This is a genomic window from Mesorhizobium sp. M0991 (assembly GCF_040318915.1).
In the GTDB taxonomy this organism is placed as follows: domain Bacteria; phylum Pseudomonadota; class Alphaproteobacteria; order Rhizobiales; family Rhizobiaceae; genus Mesorhizobium.
Window position 1 is genome coordinate 13,123 of record NZ_JAMYNE010000010.1, and the last position, 22,298, is coordinate 35,420.

At 63.9% G+C, this 22,298-nt stretch carries 20 protein-coding genes and 1 other RNA gene; 15 read left to right on the forward strand and 6 right to left on the reverse strand.

Features of this window, described 5'->3' with window-relative positions:
- The 4 genes from NKH70_RS16225 to NKH70_RS16240 all read left to right on the forward strand — a co-directional run bounded on the left by NKH70_RS16225 (position 1) and on the right by NKH70_RS16240 (position 3,397).
- Positions 1-234: a hypothetical protein gene (locus NKH70_RS16225; protein WP_236379202.1), complete on the forward strand. Its 234-nt coding sequence runs from the start codon at positions 1-3 to the stop codon at positions 232-234.
- The gene (locus tag NKH70_RS16230) at positions 234-734 is read left to right on the forward strand and encodes a type II toxin-antitoxin system VapC family toxin (protein ID WP_352721718.1); all 501 of its coding nucleotides are present in this window, start codon (positions 234-236) and stop codon (positions 732-734) included. Before NKH70_RS16225 ends, NKH70_RS16230 begins: the two co-directional genes overlap by 1 nt.
- The gene (locus NKH70_RS16235) at positions 731-2,359 is read left to right on the forward strand and encodes an ABC transporter ATP-binding protein (protein WP_352721720.1); all 1,629 of its coding nucleotides are present in this window, start codon (positions 731-733) and stop codon (positions 2,357-2,359) included. Before NKH70_RS16230 ends, NKH70_RS16235 begins: the two co-directional genes overlap by 4 nt.
- A 96-nt stretch (positions 2,360-2,455) precedes the next feature.
- Positions 2,456-3,397: a 2-hydroxyacid dehydrogenase gene (locus tag NKH70_RS16240; RefSeq protein ID WP_352721722.1), complete on the forward strand. Its 942-nt coding sequence runs from the start codon at positions 2,456-2,458 to the stop codon at positions 3,395-3,397.
- A 25-nt stretch (positions 3,398-3,422) separates the two neighbouring features.
- On the opposite strand, the gene NKH70_RS16245 is transcribed toward NKH70_RS16240, so the two are convergent.
- Genes NKH70_RS16245 through NKH70_RS16255 form a run of 3 tightly spaced genes read right to left on the reverse strand, consistent with a single transcriptional unit; the run spans position 3,423 to position 5,151 of the window.
- Complete coding sequence (locus NKH70_RS16245) at positions 3,423-3,725, reverse strand: Dabb family protein (RefSeq protein WP_292662251.1); 303 nt, start codon at positions 3,723-3,725, stop codon at positions 3,423-3,425.
- A gap of 26 nt (positions 3,726-3,751) precedes the next feature.
- Positions 3,752-4,693 carry an NAD(+) diphosphatase gene (gene nudC, locus NKH70_RS16250; protein WP_352721723.1) on the reverse strand — a complete coding sequence of 314 codons (942 nt, stop codon included), beginning with the start codon at positions 4,691-4,693 and terminating at the stop codon, positions 3,752-3,754.
- Between the two features lie 38 nt (positions 4,694-4,731).
- A complete protein-coding gene (locus NKH70_RS16255) occupies positions 4,732-5,151 on the reverse strand; it encodes an HIT family protein (RefSeq protein WP_023676868.1) in 420 nt (139 codons plus the stop codon).
- Between the two features lie 359 nt (positions 5,152-5,510).
- On the opposite strand from NKH70_RS16255, the gene ffs reads away from it, so the two are divergent.
- The 11 genes from ffs (at position 5,511) to NKH70_RS16310 (ending at position 16,966) form a co-directional block, all read left to right on the forward strand.
- Positions 5,511-5,607, forward strand: an RNA gene (gene ffs, locus NKH70_RS16260) — signal recognition particle sRNA small type.
- A 104-nt stretch (positions 5,608-5,711) separates the two neighbouring features.
- Positions 5,712-7,538 carry a DNA polymerase III subunit gamma/tau gene (locus NKH70_RS16265; RefSeq protein ID WP_352721725.1) on the forward strand — a complete coding sequence of 609 codons (1,827 nt, stop codon included), beginning with the start codon at positions 5,712-5,714 and terminating at the stop codon, positions 7,536-7,538.
- 31 nt (positions 7,539-7,569) lie between these two features.
- Positions 7,570-7,893, forward strand: coding sequence for a YbaB/EbfC family nucleoid-associated protein (locus NKH70_RS16270; RefSeq protein WP_292662242.1), 324 nt, complete (start codon positions 7,570-7,572; stop codon positions 7,891-7,893).
- A 422-nt stretch (positions 7,894-8,315) separates the two neighbouring features.
- Positions 8,316-9,254, forward strand: a complete 939-nt coding sequence (locus NKH70_RS16275) for a cell wall hydrolase (protein ID WP_353025629.1) — start codon at positions 8,316-8,318, stop codon at positions 9,252-9,254.
- Between the two features lie 381 nt (positions 9,255-9,635).
- Positions 9,636-10,241, forward strand: coding sequence for a recombination mediator RecR (gene recR, locus NKH70_RS16280; RefSeq protein WP_352493754.1), 606 nt, complete (start codon positions 9,636-9,638; stop codon positions 10,239-10,241).
- 26 nt (positions 10,242-10,267) lie between these two features.
- Positions 10,268-11,545 carry a lytic murein transglycosylase gene (locus NKH70_RS16285; protein WP_502908368.1) on the forward strand — a complete coding sequence of 426 codons (1,278 nt, stop codon included), beginning with the start codon at positions 10,268-10,270 and terminating at the stop codon, positions 11,543-11,545.
- Positions 11,546-11,746: 201 nt separating this feature from the next.
- Positions 11,747-13,390 carry an ABC transporter substrate-binding protein gene (locus tag NKH70_RS16290; protein WP_352721731.1) on the forward strand — a complete coding sequence of 548 codons (1,644 nt, stop codon included), beginning with the start codon at positions 11,747-11,749 and terminating at the stop codon, positions 13,388-13,390.
- Between the two features lie 18 nt (positions 13,391-13,408).
- The gene (locus NKH70_RS16295) at positions 13,409-14,476 is read left to right on the forward strand and encodes an ABC transporter permease (RefSeq protein ID WP_352721733.1); all 1,068 of its coding nucleotides are present in this window, start codon (positions 13,409-13,411) and stop codon (positions 14,474-14,476) included.
- On the forward strand, positions 14,473-15,393 hold the full coding sequence (gene nikC / locus NKH70_RS16300) for a nickel transporter permease (RefSeq protein ID WP_353025632.1): 921 nt from the start codon (positions 14,473-14,475) through the stop codon (positions 15,391-15,393). The genes NKH70_RS16295 and nikC overlap by 4 nt, the downstream gene beginning before the upstream one ends.
- Entirely contained in the window at positions 15,390-16,223 is an 834-nt protein-coding gene (locus NKH70_RS16305) for an ABC transporter ATP-binding protein (RefSeq protein ID WP_353025633.1), read from the forward strand. The genes nikC and NKH70_RS16305 overlap by 4 nt, the downstream gene beginning before the upstream one ends.
- Positions 16,220-16,966: an ABC transporter ATP-binding protein gene (locus NKH70_RS16310; protein WP_352914374.1), complete on the forward strand. Its 747-nt coding sequence runs from the start codon at positions 16,220-16,222 to the stop codon at positions 16,964-16,966. Before NKH70_RS16305 ends, NKH70_RS16310 begins: the two co-directional genes overlap by 4 nt.
- A 48-nt stretch (positions 16,967-17,014) precedes the next feature.
- Here NKH70_RS16310 and NKH70_RS16315 read toward each other — a convergent pair whose 3' ends face one another.
- Genes NKH70_RS16315 through NKH70_RS16325 form a run of 3 tightly spaced genes read right to left on the reverse strand, consistent with a single transcriptional unit; the run spans position 17,015 to position 22,247 of the window.
- On the reverse strand, positions 17,015-20,119 hold the full coding sequence (locus NKH70_RS16315) for an efflux RND transporter permease subunit (RefSeq protein ID WP_352721737.1): 3,105 nt from the start codon (positions 20,117-20,119) through the stop codon (positions 17,015-17,017).
- A complete protein-coding gene (locus NKH70_RS16320) occupies positions 20,086-21,204 on the reverse strand; it encodes an efflux RND transporter periplasmic adaptor subunit (RefSeq protein ID WP_353025635.1) in 1,119 nt (372 codons plus the stop codon). The genes NKH70_RS16315 and NKH70_RS16320 overlap by 34 nt, the downstream gene beginning before the upstream one ends.
- Complete coding sequence (locus NKH70_RS16325; RefSeq protein WP_352978676.1) at positions 21,201-22,247, reverse strand: efflux RND transporter periplasmic adaptor subunit; 1,047 nt, start codon at positions 22,245-22,247, stop codon at positions 21,201-21,203. The genes NKH70_RS16320 and NKH70_RS16325 overlap by 4 nt, the downstream gene beginning before the upstream one ends.
- Positions 22,248-22,298 lie beyond the last annotated feature (51 nt).

Consider the following 22,298-nt stretch of genomic DNA (forward strand, 5'->3'; position numbering starts at 1 on the left):
ATGAATAGGGTCATCCTTGAACACTACCCGGCATCGAAGCTCCCGGATGAACTGCGAAAAGGCATAGCTCCGAGCGCTTCGGTCAAAGTGACAGTGGAAGAGGAGGCCAACAGGCCTCTTGGCCGCGAACAATTGCTTGAACTCATGCGGAATGCTCAGGCCAACGCGCCGGGAACAAGCCTCGACGAGGCTGTCGCGCGTGTTCGTGCCCTCCGCGATGAGTGGGAGGATTGATGGCTGCAGTCCGGATTTATGTCGATACCAATATTTTCATCTATGCCTTTGAAAACAACGATGCGCTTGCAAAAAAACTGCTTCAGGTCATTTCACTGAACGGGGGCAGAAAGCAGCCTTTCCTGACGACGAGTGAGATCGTCCTCGCAGAGTTGATGGTCGATCCCTTGAGAAAGAACAATGAGCGACTGATCGAACTCTACGACAATATATCAATCGGCAACGCCTTCATCTCAATTGGGGCGGTAACTCGCGAGGTTCTCTGGCACGCAGCACAGTTGCGTTCGGAATTCGTTTCCTTGAGATTACCGGACGCGATCCATCTCTCCACAGCGATGCACTTCGGCTGCACCCAATTTCTGACTGCGGATACGAGATTGAAAGAGACCTATTCTATCGCGCCAAATCGTCTCGTTCCCCCTCAAATGGCAGCCAAAATTTCGATCATACGACCGGAAATTTCCGCCTTGGACAGGGTTGTCGCGGAAATTGAGCCATGACCGCCTCTCTCCTTTCCGTACAAGACCTCAGCGTCGCCTTCACGCAAGGCGGCGACCAGTCGATCGCCGTCGACCATATCTCCTTCGACCTCGCCAAGGGCGAGACGGTCGCGCTGGTCGGCGAGTCCGGCTCCGGCAAGTCGGTCACCGCGCTGTCGGTGCTGAAGTTGCTGCCCTATCCGACCGCCAGCCACCCGTCGGGAAAGATCCTGTTCCTCGGCGCCGACCTGCTTGCCGCCGACGAGAAGGACCTGCGCCGGGTGCGCGGCAACAAGATCACCATGATCTTCCAGGAACCGATGACGTCGCTCAACCCGCTGCATACGATCGAGCAGCAGATCGTCGAGGTGCTAAAGCTGCACCAGGGCCTGGGGGACCGCAAAGCCAAGGCGCGCACGCTGGAACTTCTGCACGAGGTCGGCATCCGCGAACCGGAGAAACGGCTCGACGCCTATCCGCACCAGCTTTCCGGCGGCCAGCGCCAGCGCGTCATGATCGCCATGGCGCTGGCCAATGAGCCTGAACTCTTGATCGCCGACGAGCCGACGACGGCGCTCGACGTCACCGTCCAGGCGCAGATCCTCGAACTGCTCGCCGGCCTGAAAAGCCGCAAGAACATGTCGATGCTGTTCATCACCCACGATCTCGGCATCGTCAGGAAGATCGCCGACCGGGTCTGCGTGATGACCAAGGGCAAGATCGTCGAGACCGGCCCGACCAAGGAGATATTCGCCAATCCGCAGCACGCCTACACGCGGCATCTGCTTGCCGCCGAGCCGAAAGGCAAGCCGCCGGCGGCCAACCAAACCGCCAAGCCGGTGATGGTCGGCAAGGAGGTCAAGGTCTGGTTTCCGATCAAGAAGGGCTTCTTCCGGCGCACCGTCGACAATGTGAAGGCGGTCGACGGCATCGACGTCACGGTGCGGGCCGGCCAGACGCTTGGCGTCGTCGGCGAATCCGGTTCCGGCAAGACGACGCTCGGCCTGGCGCTGGCCAGGATGATCTCGTCGACCGGGACCATCCAGTTCAACGGACGCGGCATCGATCAGCTGTCCTTCAACGAAATGCGGCCGCTGCGGCGCGAGCTGCAGATCGTCTTCCAGGATCCGTTCGGTTCGCTCAGCCCGCGTATGTCGGTCGCCGAGATCATCGAGGAAGGGTTGAAGATCCACGAGCCGAAACTGTCGCCCGATGCGCGCGACGAGCGTGTCGTCGACGTGCTGAAGGAAGTCGGCCTCGATCCGGCGACGCGCAACCGCTATCCGCACGAATTCTCCGGCGGCCAGCGCCAGCGCGTCGCAATCGCGCGCGCCATGGTGCTCAACCCGCGCTTCGTCATGCTGGACGAGCCGACCTCGGCGCTCGACATGAGCGTGCAGGCGCAGGTCGTCGACCTCTTGCGCAGCCTGCAGGCCAAGCATGACCTCGCCTACCTCTTCATCAGCCACGATCTGAGGGTCATCCGCGCGCTGGCCAACGAAGTCATCGTCATGCGCAATGGCAGGATCGTCGAGGCCGGCCCTTCCGAACAGATTTTTGGCAACCCGCGGACCGACTATACAAAGGCGTTGATCTCGGCCGCCTTCAAGATCGAAACGGCGCCGGTCGGCATCGTCAGCGAGTAGATTTTCGCCAGAGATCATGCACAAAATCAAAACGCTGCCGCGCCCTTGCACGTTGGGACGCGAACGCTGTTGGTAAAAAGGGATAAACAATCCGCAATGGAAAAAGGCCGCATACTGCTTGCCCTCACCGGTATTCATCCGCTGCGCTGGCGCGAACTGCTGTCGGCGGAACGCGAAGTGGTGCTCGAGCCGAATGGCGCCGGCGATCCCTCGATCACCTATGCGGTGGTGTGGAAACAGCGGCCGAACCTGTTGTCGTCGCTGCCCAATCTGCGGGCCATCTTCTCGATCGGCGCCGGCGTCGACCACATTTTCGCCGATCCCACCTTGCCCGACGTACCGGTCGTCAAGGTGGTGGCCGACAACCTGACCCAGTACATGACCGAATACGTCGTCTGGCGGGTGCTCGACCACCATCGCCAGGGCATGCTCTACCGCGCCCAGCAGCAGAAGAAGATCTGGCACGAACCGCAGCAGCGGCCGGCCAGCGACATCTCGGTCGGCATTATGGGGCTCGGCACGCTTGGCCGCGCGGCGGCATCGGTGCTGTTGTCACTCGGCTTTCCCGTTAATGGCTGGTCGCGCAGCGACCGGCCGATGCAAGGTGTCTCGACTTACGCGGGCGAGGCCGGCCTGATCCCGTTCCTAAACGCCACCGACATCCTGGTGGTGCTTCTGCCGCTGACGCCACAGACGCACGGCATCATCAATTACGGCGTGCTGAAGGAGCTGCGCAAGCGCAACGGGCTCGGCGGCTCGGTGCTGATCAATGCCGGGCGCGGCAGGCTGCAGAAGGACGCCGACATTTTGCGCGCGCTGGACGACGGCACGCTGAAGGAAGCCAGCCTCGACGTGTTCGAGGTCGAGCCGCTGCCGAAGACCAGCCCGCTATGGAGCCATCCGAAAGTGTTCGTGACGCCGCATGCGGCGGCGACCTCCGATCCGGTCCACCTGGCGCCGATCATGCTGCGCCAGATGGACGCCTTCGAGCGCGGCGAAGCGCTGGAAAATGTGGTGGATCGCGACGCGGGGTATTGATTTTCTAGAGCGCCGCTTTCCAGTCTCAGCCCCAGCCAAGCGGCACGTAGTCGATCTCCATAAACGCCGCGACCTCCGGGATCCAGCGGTCGCGGACGAAGGCGACGTGGTCGGGATGGTCGTTATAGCCGGAATAGGCCCGCTGGTCGGCGAACTCCATCGAGAAGCCGAAGCGGTAGTCGTTCTTGGGGCTGACCTGCCGCAACTGCTCGAAATGCGTGACGCCCTTTATCGCCGTGAGGATCCTCTTGGCGTCGGCGAGGAACCTTTTTTCCTCGAGCGAATGCGGCGGGTGTTTTAGCGTGAACACGACGGTGTGACGGATCATTTTCTGCTCCTGCGATGTCGATCCTGCTATGCGCTGTCGGCCCAGGCGCGGATCAGGTTATAGGCGATCGCCCCCTTCGGCGGCGTCACCAGGCCGCCCGGATGCTCGCGGGCCAGCATCGAGAGCACCTCGTCGCGAAAGAACCAGCGGCAATCTTCCAACTCGTTGAGGTCGGGCTGGATATCGTCGTTGAGCGGTTCGCCGAAGCAGCCGATCATCAGCGAATAGGGGAACGGCCAAGGCTGGCTGGCGTGGTAGACGACGCGGCCAAGCCGGATGCCGGCTTCCTCCAGCGTTTCGCGGCGCACCGCCGCCTCGATCGTCTCGCCCGGCTCGATGAAACCGGCGAGCGCCGAATACATACCGGGCCCGAAGTGCCGGCCGCGGCCGAGCAGGCATTTTTCGGGCGTTGCCGTCAGCATGATCGCCACCGGGTCGGTGCGCGGAAAGTGCTCGGTGCCGCAGGCCGGGCAACGCCGCTTGTAACCGCCCGCCCGCATCTCGGCTTCGGTGCCGCATTTGCTGCAGAAGCGATGGCTGGCATGCCAGGCGAGCAGCGCCGCCCCTTGCGCCAGCGCGCCGGCCGCCGCTTCGTCGATCAGCCCCTGCATATAGACCGAGCGATAGTCGATCGCCTTGATCGCCTCGGGAAGCTGCTCGGGCTCGACCCCGGCCGGCACCGCCAGCACCGGGCCGCTTTCGGAAAAGCCGAGCAGGACGCCGTTTTCGAGCGATGCTTCGAGCGGCCGGCTTTCGGCCGCTCCGAACCAGGGGTCGAATGCGCCTTGCGCAAGCTTCAAATAGAGCCGGCCGCCACGCATCAGCAAAAGCCGCGCCGAGGGATCGGCGAGCGCCTTTTCGACGGAATCATCGGCGCGGTTTTCGGACTGCCGGTCGATAATGTTGCCGGCGAAGCCGACGAACTGGCTCGGCTCGCGCAAGGGCGCGTCAAACAGGCGAAAGCTCATGCAGACTCGGGAAGGTTCAAGGTGGACACGGGAGAGGCTTATAGCGCTGCCTTGATCTTTTCCGCAAACTTGCGAAGGTCGGAGCGCTGATAGGGCTCACGCAGGCCGTGCCCCCACACCGGGCCGGGCCAGCCGGGATCGCCTTCCGAGCGCGCAATGACGTGTACATGCAACTGTCGCACGATGTTGCCGAGTGCGCCGGTGTTGATCTTGGTGCAGCCGGTCACGCGCTTCAGCGCCAGCGCCACCATGTTGGTCTCGAAGGTCAGCATCGCCTGGTCGAGCGGCGTCATATCGTGGATTTCCTCGATGCCCGGCCGCTGCGGCACCAGCAGCAGCCATGGCCAGCGGCGGTCGTTCATGACGCGCAATTCGCACAGGCCGAGCCACATCAGCTGTTCGCTGTCGGCTTCCAGCTGGGCGTCAAGCGTGAATCCGGCCTTGAGGCCCGGCAGCATCGGCGTTTCCCTCACTTTTGACGTTTTTTGAACTCCATCGACGCTAGAGCGGCTTCCGAAGGGCCGCAAGGGGCAGCAAGCAACATTGGCCGTCGTGGCGCTTATTGTGCGCGAAGAAGTGAGGGCCCGGGCAAATTGCATCAGGTTGGGCGCTGCCCCGCCGAGGTCGACAATTTTGATCACGGCCACATTTTGTTCTTGCTTTGTGCCGGCAGCTATGCTACTAATCTCGCTATGGTGATTATTCGCACCAACGACCCGCCCGCCGAGGCGGGTTTTTGGTTTCAGCTGTCGTCGTCGCTCACGACCTCTATCATCCGCACTTGCATTTCATCGCCGGATTGCCGATATGGAGGCTGGGAGGTTGGTGGTGGACGGTCCACTCGCCAACCGGGTCAGGTCCGGAAGGAAGCAGCCCTAACGAGCCCGGAACGGGTCATTGTTCCAGCCTCCCGCCTCTTCGCCTTTTGCCCCGACATTGACGGCGCCAAGCCGTGCGGGCGAAACTATGCGCAGGAATCGGCCGCCTCCAGTGGCAGCCCTTGGAGCTTAACGGGCGAATGAGCGAAGCCGGAAACGAGGCCGGGAAATTGGACAAGCCTGCCGCCTATCGCGTGCTGGCGCGCAAATACCGACCGTCGAATTTCTCCGAGCTGATCGGCCAGGAGCCGATGGTCCGCACGTTGACCAATGCCTTTGCCACCGGCCGCATCGCCCAGGCCTGGATGCTGACCGGCGTGCGCGGCGTCGGCAAGACGACGACCGCGCGCATCCTCGCGCGGGCCCTGAACTACAAAACACCGACGGTCGACCAGCCTTCCGTCGACCTTGCTGTGCTCGGCGAGCATTGCCAGGCGATCATGGAAGGCCGCCATGTCGACGTCATCGAGATGGACGCCGCCTCGCATACCGGAATCGACGACATCAGGGACATCATCGAACGTGTGCGCTACGCCCCGGTGTCGGCGCGCTACAAGGTCTACATCATCGACGAAGTGCACATGCTTTCCACCCAGGCCTTCAACGGCCTGCTGAAGACGCTGGAAGAGCCGCCGCCGCACGTCAAGTTCATCTTCGCCACCACCGAAATCCGCAAGGTGCCGATCACGGTCCTGTCGCGCTGCCAGCGTTTCGACCTCAGGCGCATCGATGCGGCGATGATCAAGGCCGACCTTGCCAGGATAGCCGGTCTGGAGGGTATCGAAGTCGAAGACGATGCGCTGGCGATGATCGCGCGCGCGGCCGAAGGCTCGATGCGCGATGCGCAGTCGATCCTCGACCAGGCGATCGCCCATGGCGGCGGCGCGGTCAGCGCCGAAGCGGTGCGTGCCATGCTCGGCCTCGCCGACCGTGCCCGCATCGTCGACCTGTTCGAACATGTCATGAAGGGCGACGTCGCCGCGGCACTTGCCGAATTCCGTGCGCAGTACGATACGGGCGCCGATCCTGCCGCTGTGCTGACCGACCTTGCCGAGTTCAACCATCTGGTCACCCGTCTGCGTTTCGTGCCGGCTGCCGTCGACGACGCCTCGCTGTCCGAGGACGAGCGCCGGCGCGGCGCCGATTTCGCCAGCACGCTGTCGGTCAAGGTGCTGTCGCGGACGTGGCAGATGCTCTTGAAAGGCATTCCCGAGGTGCAGACCTCCAACCGCCCGGTCAGCGCCGCCGAGATGGTGCTGATCCGGCTGGCCCATGCCGCCGACCTGCCGACGTTGGACGAGGCCCTGAAATCGCTGGAGAACGGCGGTACCCTGCTGGGCGCCGCGCCGCGCGTGAATGGCACGCCGGCAAGCCCCGGCCCTGCAAACCATGCGCCTGCAAGCGGTGGTGCCGGCGCCGTGGCGCAGGCGCGGATGCCGACGGCCAATGGCGGCGCGCAGACGATGCGCCTGATCGAGGCCGAGCCCGTGCCGACGAACTTCGTTGCTCCGCCGGAGCCGGCGGTCGAGGCGCCGCCGGTGCCGGTGAAATCGCTGGCAGACATTGTCGCCCTTGCCGACGCCCAGCGCGACATGGCCTTCAAGGTGCTGGTGAAGCGTTGCGTGCGCCTGGTGCGCATCGAGCCCGGCCGTATCGACGTCAGCCTGACCGACGATGCGCCGAAGATGCTGCTCAATGATTTGACCGCCAAGCTGCGCGCCTGGACCGGCCGGAACTGGCTGGTGTCGCTGTCGAGGGAGGAGGGCGGCCAGACGCTGGCAGAGATGGAATCGACAAAGCGCGAAAACGCCTTCCTCGATGCCAAGAGCGACCCGACGGTCGCCGCCATCCTGGCGCGCTTTCCCGGCGCCAAGATCATCGACGTGCGCATTCCCGACGCGCCGGAAGCCGATGCGGCCGAGGCCGAAATGCCGGTCGAGCCGCCGCCTGACGACGACGAAACCTGAACAACCAGCACCAACTGCAAAGGACAGTGCGATGAAAGATCTTCTTGGCCTGATGGGCAAGGCAAAGGAAATGCAGGCCAAGTTCCAGGCCATGCAGGATGAGATCGCCACGCTGGAAGCCACCGGGCAGGCCGGCGGCGGCCTGGTCAGCGTGACGCTGACCGGCAAATTCGAGATGAAGTCGCTGAAGATCGACCCGGCGCTGTTCAAGGAGGACGAGGTCGAGATTCTCGAGGACCTGCTGCTCGCTGCCCACAACGACGCCAGGACCAAGGTCGAGCAGACCATGCAGGAGAAGACCAAGGCGCTGACCGCGGGACTGCCGATCCCGCCGGGAATGAAGCTGCCGTTCTAAGGTGTGTTGATATTCAGGTGATGCCGGCCTGCAAACGGCGGCTTCCTGCGCTTCCGGTGCTCACGTACGAAAAGTACGCTCCGCTCCGGGTTCTCGGAAGCCACCATTTTCGGCTCGGCCTGACCTGAATCTCAGCACACCTCGAGCTGTGTTTACAGTTACCGCGTCGACTGAACCAATCTCTCCAGGCTTGGGCAAGCCCTCCTGCGGAGATTGCGGCGCCCCAAGGTCACGGCATGAATCCTTGGAACCATGCCGGCACCTGACCGAAGAGGGCAGCGATCCAACGCTCTTCGCCCGCCAGCTGTGTCTATTGGGCAACTCCCCACACTTAATAACGCTTTAGCCATCTTTTTGCCCGAAAGTGTCTCATTCTTGCCGCAACCAGGGGCGGGCTGGCAGCAGAATGAGGGGACGCCTGTTTGATCTCTACCCGATGGAAGACGCCGTTGCGGCTCGGCGTCGTTGTCTCGCCGCTGTTTTTGGCCGCTTGCAGTCAGACCGCCTCGCACGGCATGTCCAGCCTGACCGATGCCATTACGCCGGGTTTCCTGAGCTCGCGCTCCTACAATTCCACGCCCAAGGAGAAGGAGTGCCTGGAGCGGGCAATGTTCTTCGAGTCTAACCGGTCGAGCCGTGACGGCATGATTGCGGTCGGCACGGTGGTGATGAACCGGCTGCGGTCCGGCAAGCACGGCGACACCATCTGCGAAGTGGTTGGCGAGCGCGGCCAGTTCGCGCCGGGCGTCATGACACGGCCGATGAATTCGAAGGCGATGCCCGACGTCGAGGAAGCCGCCGAGGCGGTGCTCAAGGGCGAGCGCAAAGCCAAGCTGAAGAACACGATGTATTTCCACACCGCCGGCCTGCGCTTCCCCTACAAGAACATGCACTACACCATGGTCGCGGGCGGCAATGCCTTTTATGAAAAGCGCGGCCGCAACTGGCAGCCGCTGCCGGACGAGCCCGTGATTGCCATTGCCCAGGCCAAGCCGCAAGCGCCTGCCGCTCAGGCCATACTTGTCGCCTCGGCGGAGCCGGCACGCGAGGTCAAGCCGACATTCGCCAAGGCGACCTATGTGACCGCCGCTGCATTGCAGCCGGCAAAGCAGACAAGGGTGACTGCCGGAATGGCAACCGCGGAGAGGGCGACGGCGGAGAAGCCGATGCTTGTGGCGCTGCAAGAACCAATGCAGGAGCCCGATGCGGCCCGTTTTGGCGGAACCGTGAGCGAGCGGCCTGTCACCTCCTTCCAGGCCGCGCCGGCAGAGCCGACAATGTCATTCGAGGCGACGCCCGAGAACACCGACGCCATCGGCGCGATGATCGCCGGCCAGACCCGGCCGCTAGAAGACAACTGAGGCGGTCAACGTCGGCGCCGCCCCTCATCTGGCTGCCGCCATCTTCTCCCCGTATAGTGACGGGGAGCAGGACGCCTTTGCCAAGGATTTCGCCAATTTCCGGCGCTACAAAAAGGGTGCCGAGGTTGCGGTCAGCCCTTTCTCCCCGTCACTATACGTGGAGAAATGCCCGGCAGGGCAATGAGGGGCGGCGCAAACCCGGGCGATTGCCTCTTTGCGCGTTGAACAGCACGCGCCCCAGCAGTGTTCCAAAACCCGTTGAAAAATCATAGAGCCTGATCCATTCCGAAAGATCGGAATGGGGCTCTATCGTCTTGTTTGACCATGATCTTTTCCGAAAACCGGTTTCCACTTTTCGGGATCATGGTCTAAACCGGTGCGATGTCGAAGCGAATCGCCGGTCCCGAGATCGAACGCCTGATCCAGCTGCTGGCCAAGGTGCCGGGGCTCGGTCCGCGTTCGGCACGGCGCGCCGCGCTCCACCTCATCAAGAAGAAGGAGCAGCTGCTGGCGCCGCTCGCCGCCGCCATGGGCGAGGCGGTCGACAAGGTGCGCATCTGCTCGACCTGCGGCAATGTCGACACCTCAGATCCATGCATGATCTGCACCGACCCGCGCCGCGACCCCACCACGCTCATCGTCGTCGAGGACGTGGCCGACCTTTGGGCGCTGGAGCGGGCGACCGCCATGAACGTGCGTTACCATGTGCTCGGCGGTACGCTGTCGCCGCTCGACGGCATTGGCCCCGATGAGCTCAACATCCGCTCGCTGGTCGATCGCGTCGCCGGCGGCGAGGTCAAGGAAGTGATCCTCGCCGTCAATGCCACCGTCGAGGGCCAGACCACCGCACATTATCTCACCGACCAGCTTTCCGGCTTCGACATCAAGGTGACGCGCCTGGCGCACGGTGTTCCGGTCGGCGGCGAGCTCGATTATCTCGACGAAGGCACGCTGGCCGCCGCACTGCGCTCGCGGACGGCGTTTTGAGGCGAGCTGCGGGGAGGGTGCGAATGATGACTGCAAACTTGGCACTCCGTCCGCAGGAACCCAAACCTCTCCGATTGGCTCTGCTTTCCCTGTTTGCAGCCCTTATCGCCTTCCTCCTCGCCACCCCCGCCTCCGGGGCAAAGATCGACGACCAGTTCCGCGCCTGGCTTGGCAACAACCTCTGGCCCGAAGCCAAGGCCAAAGGTATCTCAAAGAAAACCTTCGATGCCGCCTTCGACGGCGTCAAGCCGAACCTCAAGCTGCCCGACCTGGTGAAGCCGGGCGAGAGGGCGACGACGCCGCAGAAGCAGCATCAGGCCGAGTTCGGTTCGCCCGGCGCCTATTTCGCCGAAAGGATAGTCCGAGCGGTGACCGCCGGCGGCCGCACCCGCGAGGCGGCCAACGCCAGCACGCTTGCCGCGATCGAGAAACGCTACGGCGTGCCTGGCGAAGTGCTGCTGGCGATCTGGGGCCGCGAGAGCGGCTTCGGTGCGGCAAAGCTGCCCTATGACGCCTTCGAGGTGCTGGGCACCAAGGCGTTCATGTCGACGAAGAAGGCGTTCTTCCGCACCGAGCTGCTGGCGGCGCTCGAGATTGTCGAGCGCGGGCTTGCCCCGGTCGACGCGATGAAATCGTCCTGGGCCGGCGCGCTTGGCCAGCCGCAGTTCATGCCGACATCGTTTCTGAAGCATGCCGTCGATTTCGACGGCGACGGCCGCACCGACATCTGGAATTCGACGCCCGACATACTGGCATCGATCGCCAATTATCTCGTGCATTATGGCTGGGTCAGGGGCCGCGGCTGGGGCTTCGAGGTGACGGTGCCGGACAGCGTCTCGTGCTCGCTCGAAGGTCCCGACCAGGGCAGGAAGATTTCGCAATGGGCTGATATGGGCATCAGGCGCGTGTCGGGCAAACCGTTTCCGGCGAGCGAACTGAAAGCCGAAGGTTTTCTTTTGATGCCGGCGGGACGCAGCGGCCCGGCCTTCATCGTCACCCCCAATTTCTATGTGCTGAAGCAGTATAACACCAGCGATCTCTATGCCCTGTTCATCGGCCATGGCGCCGATCGCATCGCCCATGGCGACAGCAATTTCTCGGGCAATTGGGGCGCGGTCGGCGGGCTCTACCGCTCCGACATCGCCGCCCTGCAGCGGGCGCTGGAGGCAAAGGGTTATGATGTCGGCAGCGCCGACGGCCTGCCCGGCTTCAAGACGCGCCGCTCGATCGGCAAATGGCAGGCCAGCAACGGCCGTTCCGCCACCTGCTTTCCCGACGCCGACCTGGTTACCGCGCTGAAATAGCCGGGTTTTCGCACCGCCGGTCTGGCCCAATCAACCGTTCTGCAAATGCTCGTTGCCGCGCTCGAAACCGCCGGATATGGTGAGCCGGAACTGCACAAAAAATTGCCTAGACAACGGTCCGGGGATCACCGTTCGACGCGGCAAGAAATGCCACAACCCTGAGCCGGGAACTCAGGTCAACAAAAACAGGGAACAGTTAAAATGATGATGGAAAAGTTTGCTCTACGCTCCCGCTTCTTGCTCGCGGGCGCGGCAATGTCCGCGCTACTTCTGGCCGGTGCGCCTGCCTTCGCGGTCACGCCCGCCGACACGCTGGTCGAGGGTTTCGCCATCGACGACATCATCTCCATGGATCCGGGCGAGGCATTCGAATTGTCGACCGCCGAAATCACCGGCAACACCTATGATCTTCTGGTGCGCCTCGACCTCAGCGACACCTCCAAGGTCAAGGGCGATCTCGCGGAAAGCTGGAGCGTCTCCGACGATGGCCTGACCTACACATTCAAGCTCAAGCCCGGCCTCAAATTCGCTTCCGGCAATCCGATCACGGCGGCGGACGTCGCCTATTCGTTCGAGCGCGCCATCAAGCTCGACAAGAGCCCGGCCTTTATTATCGGCCAGTTCGGCATCGATGGCGGCAACGTCACCGAGAAGGCCAAGGCTGTTGATGATACGACGTTCCAGTTCACCGTCGACAAGGCCTATGCGCCGAGCTTCGTGCTGAACTGCCTGTCGGCGACGGTCGCCTCGGTCGTCGACGCCAAGCTGGTCAAGGAGCATGTCGCCGCGGTCACGCCGAGCGCCGATTACAAATGGGACAATGATTTCGGCAATGCCTGGCTGAAGACCGGCTATGCCGGCTCCGGTGCCTTCAAGCTGCGCGAATGGCGCGCCAACGAGGCCGTCGTCCTCGAGCGCAACGACAATTACAACGGTGAAAAGGCAAAGCTTGCGCGGGTCATCTATCGCAACATGAAGGAAAGCTCCGGCCAGCGTCTGGCGCTGGAAGCCGGCGACATCGACGTTGCCCGCAATCTCGAGCCGAACGACCTCGATGCGATCGCCAAGAATGCCGACCTCACCACCACCAGCGCACCGAAGGGCACGGTCTTTTATATCAGCCTCAACCAGAAGAACCCGAATCTCGCCAAGCCCGAGGTTCGCCAGGCCTTCAAATATCTGGTCGACTACGACGCCTTGAGCTCGACCATCCTCAAGGGGATCGGCGAGATCCACCAGACCTTCCTGCCCAAGGGCGTGCTCGGCGAACTGGACGAGAACCCGTTCAAGTTGGACGTCGCCAAGGCCAAGGAACTGCTTGCCAAGGCGGGTCTCGCCGACGGCTTCAGCGTCACCATGGACGTGCGCACCGGGCAGCCGACGACGGGCATGGCGGAATCCATCCAGCAGACGCTGGGACAGGCCGGCATCAAGCTGGAGATCATCCCCGGCGACGGCAAGCAGACGCTGACCAAATACCGCGCCCGCAACCACGACATCTATATCGGCCAGTGGGGCCAGGACTATTTCGACCCGAACTCCAACGCCCAGACCTTTGCCAGCAACCCCGACAATTCGGATGAAGGCAAGACCAAGACGCTGGCCTGGCGCAACGCCTGGGACATTCCGGACCTGACCAAGCAGACCGAAGCGGCTCTGCTCGAGAAGGACGCGGCCAAGCGCGCCGCAATGTACCAGGATCTCGAGAAGAAGATCCTCGATACCAGCCCGTTCGTCATCATCCACCAGCAGCTGGAAGTGGCCGGCCTGCGCAAGAACCTCAAGGGCTTTGCCCTCGGCCCGAGCTTCGACACCAACTTCGTCGGCCCCGTCTCGAAGGAGTGACGGCGGCGGACGCGCCGTATGAGTGTGGCTGAAAGCGAAGCGATGGCAGGGCGCGGCGGCGCCCGCGCCGTTGCCGTGGCCTCATCGATCGCCAGGTTCCTGGTCATCGCGATAACGACCTATCTCGGTCTGCTCGCGGTGACCTTCTTCATCGGCCGTGTGATCCCGATCGACCCGGTGCTGGCGGTGCTCGGCGACCGGGCGCCGGCCAATGTCGTCGAACGCACGCGCCGCGAGATGGGCCTCGACCTGCCGCTGGTCGAGCAGTTCTACATCTATGTCAAACATGCCCTGAACGGTGATTTCGGCACCTCGGTGCTGACCACCAATCCGGTGATGACGGACATCCGCCGCGCCTTTCCGGCGACGCTCGAACTGGCAACGCTGGGGACGCTGATCGGTTCGGTGATCGGCGTGCCGCTCGGCGTGCTGGCCGCCGTGCGGCGCGGCAGCATCATCGACCAGATCGTGCGCATCATCGGTCTTGTCGGCTATTCCGTGCCGATCTTCTGGCTGGGATTGCTGGCGCTGGTGCTGTTCTATGCCAAGTTGCAGTGGGTCGCCTTTCCCGGCCGCCTCGATGTCGTCTACGAATACACCTTCACGCCGATTACCGGCTTTTACCTGCTGGATGCACTCTGGCAGCGGCAGTGGGACGTATTTGCCGATGCCTTCCGCCACATCATCCTGCCGGCCTCGCTGCTCGGCTATTTCTCGCTCGCCTATATCAGCCGCATGACGCGCTCCTTCATGCTGAACGAACTTACCCAGGAATACATCGTCGCGGCGCGCGCCAAGGGCCTGTCGGAAACGCGCATCATCTGGGGTCACGCGCTGCGCAACGCTGCGGTGCCGATGGTCACGGTGATCGCTCTGTCCTATGCCGGGCTGCTCGAAGGCTCGGTGCTGACCGAGACGGTGTTTTCGTGGCCGGGCATCGGCCTCTACATCACCAACTCGCTGCAGAACGCCGACATGAATGCTGTGCTTGGCGGCACCATCATCATTGGCTCGGTCTTCATCGCCATCAACCTATTCTCCGACCTGCTCTACCGGGTGCTTGACCCAAGGACCAAGGCGGGATGAGCACCGAAGCGATTCAAACCCGCCGCGACTGGCTGCTCAGCGAGCGGCCGGCGTCGCGCGTGCAGGCAAGGCTCGGCCGCGCCTATGTGGCATGGCGGCGCTTTTCCGCCAACCGGCTGGCATTCATCGGTCTGCTCATCATCATCGCGCTGCTGGTGGTCGCGGCCTTCGCCGATGTGCTGGCGCCCTATTCGCCGACATTCGGCGACCTCAAAGGCTCGCGGCTGCTGGCGCCGAGTGCCGGGCACTGGTTCGGCACCGACGATCTCGGCCGCGACATCTATTCGCGCATCATCTTCGGCTCGCGCTGGACACTCTACGTCGTCATTCTGGTTGCCATCATCGCCGCGCCAATCGGCTTGCTGGTCGGTACCGTCGCCGGCTATGCCGGCGGCTGGACCGATGCGATCCTGATGCGCATCACCGACATCTTTCTCGCCTTTCCGAAGCTGATCCTGGCGCTGGCCTTCGTCGCCGCGCTCGGCCCCGGCATCGAAAACGCCGTGCTCGCCATCGCCATCACCTCGTGGCCGCCCTATGCCCGCATCGCGCGCGCCGAAACGCTCACGGTGCGCAATTCGGACTACATCAAGGCCGTGCAGCTGATGGGCGCCTCGCCGTTCCGCATCGTGCTTCGCCACATCATGCCGCTCTGCATCTCCTCGCTGATCATCCGGGTGACGCTCGACATGGCCGGCATCATCCTGACCGCCGCCGGCCTCGGCTTCCTCGGCCTCGGCGCGCAGCCGCCGCTGCCGGAATGGGGCGCGATGATCGCATCGGGCCGCCGCTTCGTGCTCGACCAGTGGTGGGTTGCGGGCGCGCCGGGCTTTGCCATTCTCATCGTCAGCCTCGGCTTCAACCTGCTCGGCGACGGCCTACGCGACGCGCTCGATCCCCGAAGCGGTGACCAATGAGCACGCTTCTCGAAGTCGACGACCTGTGCGTCACCTTCCCGACGCGCACCGGCCTGATCGAGGCGGTGCGCGGCGTTTCCTTCTCGCTCGGCCGCGAGCGGCTCGGCATCGTCGGCGAGAGCGGTTCGGGCAAGTCGCAGACCGGCCGCGCCATCATGGGCGTCACCCCGCCGCAGGCCGAGGTGACCGCGAAGACGCTCGCTTTTGACGGCATCGACCTGCTTGCCGCCTCGTCGCGCGAGCGCCGCGCGCTGCGCGGCAAGCGTATCGCCATGATCCTGCAGGATCCGAAATATTCGCTCGACCCGGTGATGAGCATCGGCCGCCAGATCGTCGAGACGCTGCGCACGCATGAGAAGGTCTCCAAGGCCGAGGCTCGAGACCGCGCGCTGGCCATGCTGGAGGCCGTGCAGATCCGCGATCCGGCCCGTGTCTTCGACCTGCATCCGCACGAGGTCTCCGGCGGCATGGGCCAGCGCGCCATGATCGCCATGATGCTGATCGCCGGGCCGGAAATGATGATCGCCGACGAGCCGACCTCGGCACTCGACGTCACCGTGCAGCTCGACGTGCTCGGCATCCTCGACCGGCTGGTCAGCGAGCGCGGCATGGGGCTGATTTTCATCTCGCACGATCTGCGCCTGGTCTCGTCCTTCTGCGATCGTGTCATCGTCATGTATGCCGGCAAGGTGGTCGAACAGCTCAAGGCCTCGGAGCTCGGCCGCGCCCAGCATCCCTATACGCGCGGCCTGCTCAACTGCATGCCCAAGATCGGCGCCGACCGCCACCCGCTGCCGGTACTCGACCGCAAGCCGGAGTGGGCGGCATGACGGCAGCCCTTTCCGTCGACAGGCTGGAGGTGATGTTCGACCGCTTCCGCGCGCTGAAAGGCGTCAGTCTCGAAGTCGAATCCGGTGAATCCTTCGGCCTCGTCGGCGAGTCCGGCTCCGGCAAGTCGACGCTGCTCAGGGCAATCGCCGGCCTGGCGCCGGCCGCATCAGGCACCATTACCGTCAACGGCAAAACGCTCGGCGTGCGCCGCGACAAGGCGTTCTACCGCGAGGTGCAGATGGTGTTCCAGGACCCGTACGGCTCGCTGCACCCACGCCAGACCGTCGACCGCCTGCTGCAGGAGCCGCTCGCCATTCACGGCTTCGCCGACGGCGAAAAGCGCATCCAGCGGGCACTCGACGAGGTCGGCCTGGGCACCGGCTTCCGTTTTCGCTATTCGCATCAATTGTCCGGTGGCCAGCGCCAGCGCGTGGCGATCGCGCGCGCCCTGATTCTGGAACCGTCGATCCTGCTGCTCGACGAGCCGACCTCGGCGCTCGACGCTTCGGTGCAGGCGGAGGTGCTGAACCTGCTGGAAGAGATCAGGCGGCGGCGCAAGCTGACCTTCCTGATGGTCAGCCACGACCTCGCCATCATCACTCACATGTGCGAGCGGCTGATGGTGATGCAGAACGGCGAGGCCGTCGAAAATCTGGCGGCGAGTGACCTTGTCGAGCGTCACGTGACCAAGGACTATACGCGCAACCTGTTGAGGGCGAGCGACGGGTTTGTCAGGGCTTAGCGGTATCTTTCTATTCCACGTGCTGCGACTCAATTCGCAGCCGTGCGGTCAGGCCACGCTGCCTATAGGAACCTCGTCGCCACCGTTTGCGCTCTCCTCGTTTTCAGGCGTTCCTTTCGGCTCCTTGATCCTGAACCACGTCACATAGAGCGCTGGCAAGAACAGCAGTGTGATCGCCGTGCCGGCGATGATGCCGCCCATCATGGCATAGGCCATCGGCCCCCAGAACACTTCGCGTGCGATCGGGATCAGCGCCAGGCTCGCGGCCGCCGCGGTCAGCGCGATCGGCCGCATGCGATGCTCGGTCGCCTCGATGACGGCGGCCCAGCGGTCCTTGCCCTCGTTCACAAGATCCTCGATCTGGACGATCAGGATGACAGAATTGCGGATCAGGATGCCGATCAGCGCCAGCACGCCGAGGATGGCAACGAAGCCGAGCGGTGCCCCGCTCGGCACCAGCGCGGCCACCACGCCGATCAGGCCGAGCGGCGCCACCGCCACGACAAGGAACAGGCGCTGGAAGCTCTGCAACTGCACCATCAGGATGGTCGCCATGATGAACAGCATCAGCGGCACCACGGCGGCTATCGGCCCCTGGCTGTTGGCGCTTTCCTCGACCGAGCCGGCGGTGGCGATCGAATAGCCCGGTGGCAATTTGGCGATGAAGGCGTCGACCGACGGTTTCACCTCGTTGACCACGGTGGCGGGCAGCACGTCGCCGACCAGCCCGGCGCGCACGGTGATGGTCGGGATGCGGTCGCGGCGCCACACTGTCGGCTGTTCGAGCTCGTAGCGGAAGTTCGCCACCGCGGCCAGCGGGATCGCCTCGCCGGTTCCGGTTGGCAATTGCATGTTCTGCAGTGTGCCGATCGAACCCCGTTCGGCCTCGCGCGAACGGGCCACCACATTGATCAGATAGGTCGCGTCTCGCACCTGGGTGATGGTGGAGCCGCCGACCGTGCTGTTCAGCGCGCTGGCGATATCCGAAGAGGTGATGCCGAGTTGCCGTGCCTTGTCCTGCAGCACGTCGACCCTCAGCACGCGCTCGGGTTCATTCCAGTCGAAAGTGGGTGCGGCCAGCTGCGGATTGGCGGAAATGATGCCGGCGAATTCCTGCGCCAGTGTCCGTACCGTCTGGACGTCAGGACCACCGACGCGGTACTGCACCGGCCGCCCGACCGGCGGCCCGAGTTCGAGCGGCTTGACAAAGGCGTCGGTGCCGACGAACTCGTCGCGCAGCAGCTTTTCGAGCGCCGGCTTGACCCGATTGCGCGCCTCGATGCTCTTGGTGACGATGACGGTCTGGCCGAAATAGGGATTGGCCGGTTGCACGTCATAGGCCAGCACGAAGCGAACCGCGCCCTGGCCGATATAGGAGCTGAAGTGGTCGATATCGGGATTGCCGACCAGCGCCCGCTGTTCGAACCGCTCCATCTGGTCCCGGGTCTCGGCAATTGAGGAGTTCTGCGGCAGATTCCAGTCGACGATCAGTTCGGGACGGTCGGATGGTGGAAAGAACTGCTGCTGGACGAGGCCAAAGCCGGCCAGCGACGCCGCGAACAACAGCACCGTGGCGATGATGGTCAGCCAGTGATGGCGCACCGAGCCGACGAGGACGCGCCGGAACAGCGCGGTGAAGCGGCCGGGCTTTTCATGGTGCTGCTTCATCGTCGCCGGCAGGATGGTGACGCCGAGCAGCGGCGCAAACAGCACCGCGACGATCCATGACACCAGGAGCGACACGGCGATGACGACGAACAGCGTGAAAGTGTATTCGCCGGCGGCGCTGTTGTTGAGGCCGATCGGGATGAAGCCCGCGACCGTCACCAGCGTGCCGGTCAGCATCGGAAAGGCGGTCGAGGTATAGACATATGTCGCCGCCTTGCGCAGATTGTCGCCGACCTCCAGCCGCGCCACCATCATCTCCACGGCAATCATGGCGTCATCGACCAGAAGGCCAAGCGAGATGATCAGCGCGCCCAGCGAAATGCGCTGCAGCGATATGCCGAGATAGGCCATGGCCGTGAAGGTGATGGCCAGCACCAGCGGGATCGACAGCGCCACGACGAAGCCGGCGCGCATGCCGAGGCTGATGAAGGACACGGCAAGCACGATGGCGACCGCCTCGAACAGGGCGCGCGTGAAACCGGAAACCGCCTCCTCGACGATGACAGGCTGGTCGGCGACCAGATGCACGCCGACGCCGACCGGCAGGTCGGCCAGTACCTTGTTCATCTCCTCGTGCAGGGCCTCGCCGAACTCCAGCAGATTGGCATTGGGCTTCATGCCGATGGCAAGGCCGATCGCGTCCTGCCCGTTGAAGCGGAACAAGACCGTCGGCGGGTCGACATAGCCGCGCGAAATCGTCGCCACGTCGCTCAGCCGGAAGAAGCGATCGTTGACGCGCAAATTGATGGCGCGAAGGCTCTCTTCCGAGGTGAACTGGCCGCCGACGCGCACACTGATGCGCTCCGGCCCGGACTGGATGACGCCGGATGGGGTGATTGCGTTCTGCGCCTGCAGGCTGGCCACGATCGCTTGCTGGTTGAGGCCGAGGGCCGCGATCTGGCGGGTCGAGAATTCGAGGTAGATCGCTTCGTCCTGGGCACCGACCAGATCGACCTTGCCGGCATTCGGCACGGTCAGGATCTTCGTCCTGACATCCTCGACATAGTCGCGCAACTGGCGCGGCGTCAGCCCGTCGGCGGTGAAGGCATAGATGTTGCCGTAGACGTCGCCGAAGCGGTCGTTGAAGAATGGTCCCTGCACGCCTTGCGGAAACTGCGCCCAGATGTCGTTGACCATGTTGCGCACCTGCAGCCAGGTCGGCACGACGTCGCGCGCCTTGGTCGTCGGCTTCAGGTTGACGAAGATGACGGTCTTGCCGGCAGAGGTGACGGATTTGGTATAGTCGAGGCTGTCGAGCTCTTCGAGCTTCTTCTCGATGCGGTCGGTCACTTGCCGCACCGTCTCGTTGACCGATGCGCCCGGCCAGTTGGCCTGGATGACCATGGTCTTAATGGTGAAGGCGGGGTCTTCCTCGCGGCCGAGATTGAGATAGGCAAAGACGCCGGCCACGACGAAGACCAGCATGAAATACCACACCAGCGAGCGATGGCTCAGCGCCCAGTCGGAGAGGTTGAAGCCCTCCATATGGCCTCTCCCTCAGAGATCTTGACCTTCTGTCCCTCGGTCAGGCTGTGGACGCCGGCGGTGACGACGCGCATGCCTGCATTGAGGCCCTCGGCGACGGTGAAAGTGGCGGCACCCTTGGAGGCAATTTTGATGTCACGGGCACTCACGCTCGACGTCTGCTGGTCGACGACCCAGACCTTTTCTCTGCCGTTCTTCTCCAGCAGCGCCGACAGCGGCAACTCGATCGTCGGCGTGATCTTGGCAATGCGGGTCGCCGTCACCGTCGAACCAAGCCTGAATGCCGGCGGCGGATCGATGAGCATCAGCCGGACGCGGCGCGTGCGGGTCGAACCTTCGGCCTGCGGGGCGATCTCGCGCAGCTTGGCGTCGCTGCGTATCGTGGGCAGCGATTGCAGGATGATCTGGAAGGGGGTGCCGAAGGCGAGATCGCCGGTCAACTGGTCGGGAATGTCGACGACTGCTTCACGCGGGTCAGAGCGCGCCACCGTGACGACGGTCTGGCCGGGCGAGACCGTCTGGCCGACCTCGGCGCCGACGGCGGTGACCACGCCATCGAAGTCCGAGAACAACCTGGTATAGCCAAGCTGTTCCTGCGATTTGGCCAGTGCGGCATTGGCCCGCTCGACACCGGCCGCGGCGGCCTGCCTGGCTTGGCGCGCGGCGTCGAAGACGGCCTGCAAGGTGTTGGCGGCGACAAGCAACTGGCGCTGGCGCTCCTCGCTTGCGGCGGCATTGGCAAATTGCGCCTGCGCGTTGGAGAGTTCTGCCTTCGCCGCCTGCACGGCAAGCTCCAGCGCCGTCGGATCGAGCGCCGCGATCGTCGTGCCCCTGGTGACGATATCGCCGACCTTGACATCGCGGACGACGACCCGTCCAAGCAGGCGGAAGGCAAGGTCGGCGCTGAACTGCGGTTCGACAGATCCGGCGAATCCGAAGGTCTCTACGGTGCGGGGCTCGACCACCACCGACAGCACAGGCCGGATGATCTCGGGCGGCTTCTCTTCCGATTGCGAGCAGGCGCCGAGCACGAGCCCAAACAGGGCAGGAACAAGCGGGGCAGGGCTGCGCAGGAGCCGGTTCATTGCTCCGCTCCCGCTATCTCGACGGTCTGGCCGGGGCTGAGCAACTGGCCGCCGGCGGTGACGACGGTTTGGCCTGCCTCGAGCCCCTTGTCGATGATGACCGAGCCGGATCCGAAGGCCAGCACCTCCACCTGTCTCGCTGCCACCGCCTTGGTCGCTTGATCGACGACCCAGACGGCCGGCTTGCCCGCGTTCAAGGTCAATGCCTGCCACGGCACGATGACGGCCTTCGACGGCTGGGCGCTGACCGACCCGATGACGGCCGCGCCGAGCGGCATGCCCGCGGGCGTGTCGGGAATGGCGACCTTGACCCGGATCGAGCCTGAAGTCGGATCGACCGCCGGCGAGATTTCACGCACCTTGCCCATCGCCTTGATCTGCGGATCCGACAACAGCGTGATTGTCACCGCGGGTGCTGCCGGCGTCTTTGCTACCATCGTTTCCTCTACGTTGAAGACCGCATCGCGGTCGCCGTCCTCGGCAAGGGTGAAGACGGTCTGCGCCGCCTGCACCACCTGCCCGGCTTCGACCTGGCGCACTGTGATCACGCCTGCCGCACCCGCCTTGAGTTCGGTGAAGGAAAGGTCCTCTTTTGCATTGGCGAGCGCGCTCTGAGCGGCATCGACGCTGCCTCGCGCCACCTTCGACGCCTGCTCGGCCGCATCATAGTCGCGCCTCGTGGTGTAGCCCTGGGCAAGCAGTGTCTTTTGCCGTTCGAAGGCGGCGGCGGCCTGGGTCAATTGCGCCTGCGCGGCGTCGAGATCGGCCTGCGCCGAGCGCAGGTCGAATTCCTGTTCCTGCGGATCGATGCGGGCGAGCACGGTACCTTGATCGACATGTTGCCCGACGTCGACAAGCCGTTCGGCGACGCGGCCGCCGACCCGGAACGAAAGATTGTTTAGCGTGCGCGCCGCGATCACGCCGGTGAGCGAAGTCCTTGGCGCATAGTTGGCGGTCGCCACGGTCTCGGTGAGGACCATGATCGGCAGTTTCTTCGCCGCAGCCTCCTGCTTCTGGCAGCCGGCCAGAAGCAAAGGCAGCATTGCCATTGCGCAGGCTAGAATTGTGGAGGCAGGAAAAGACAAATGGCTGGG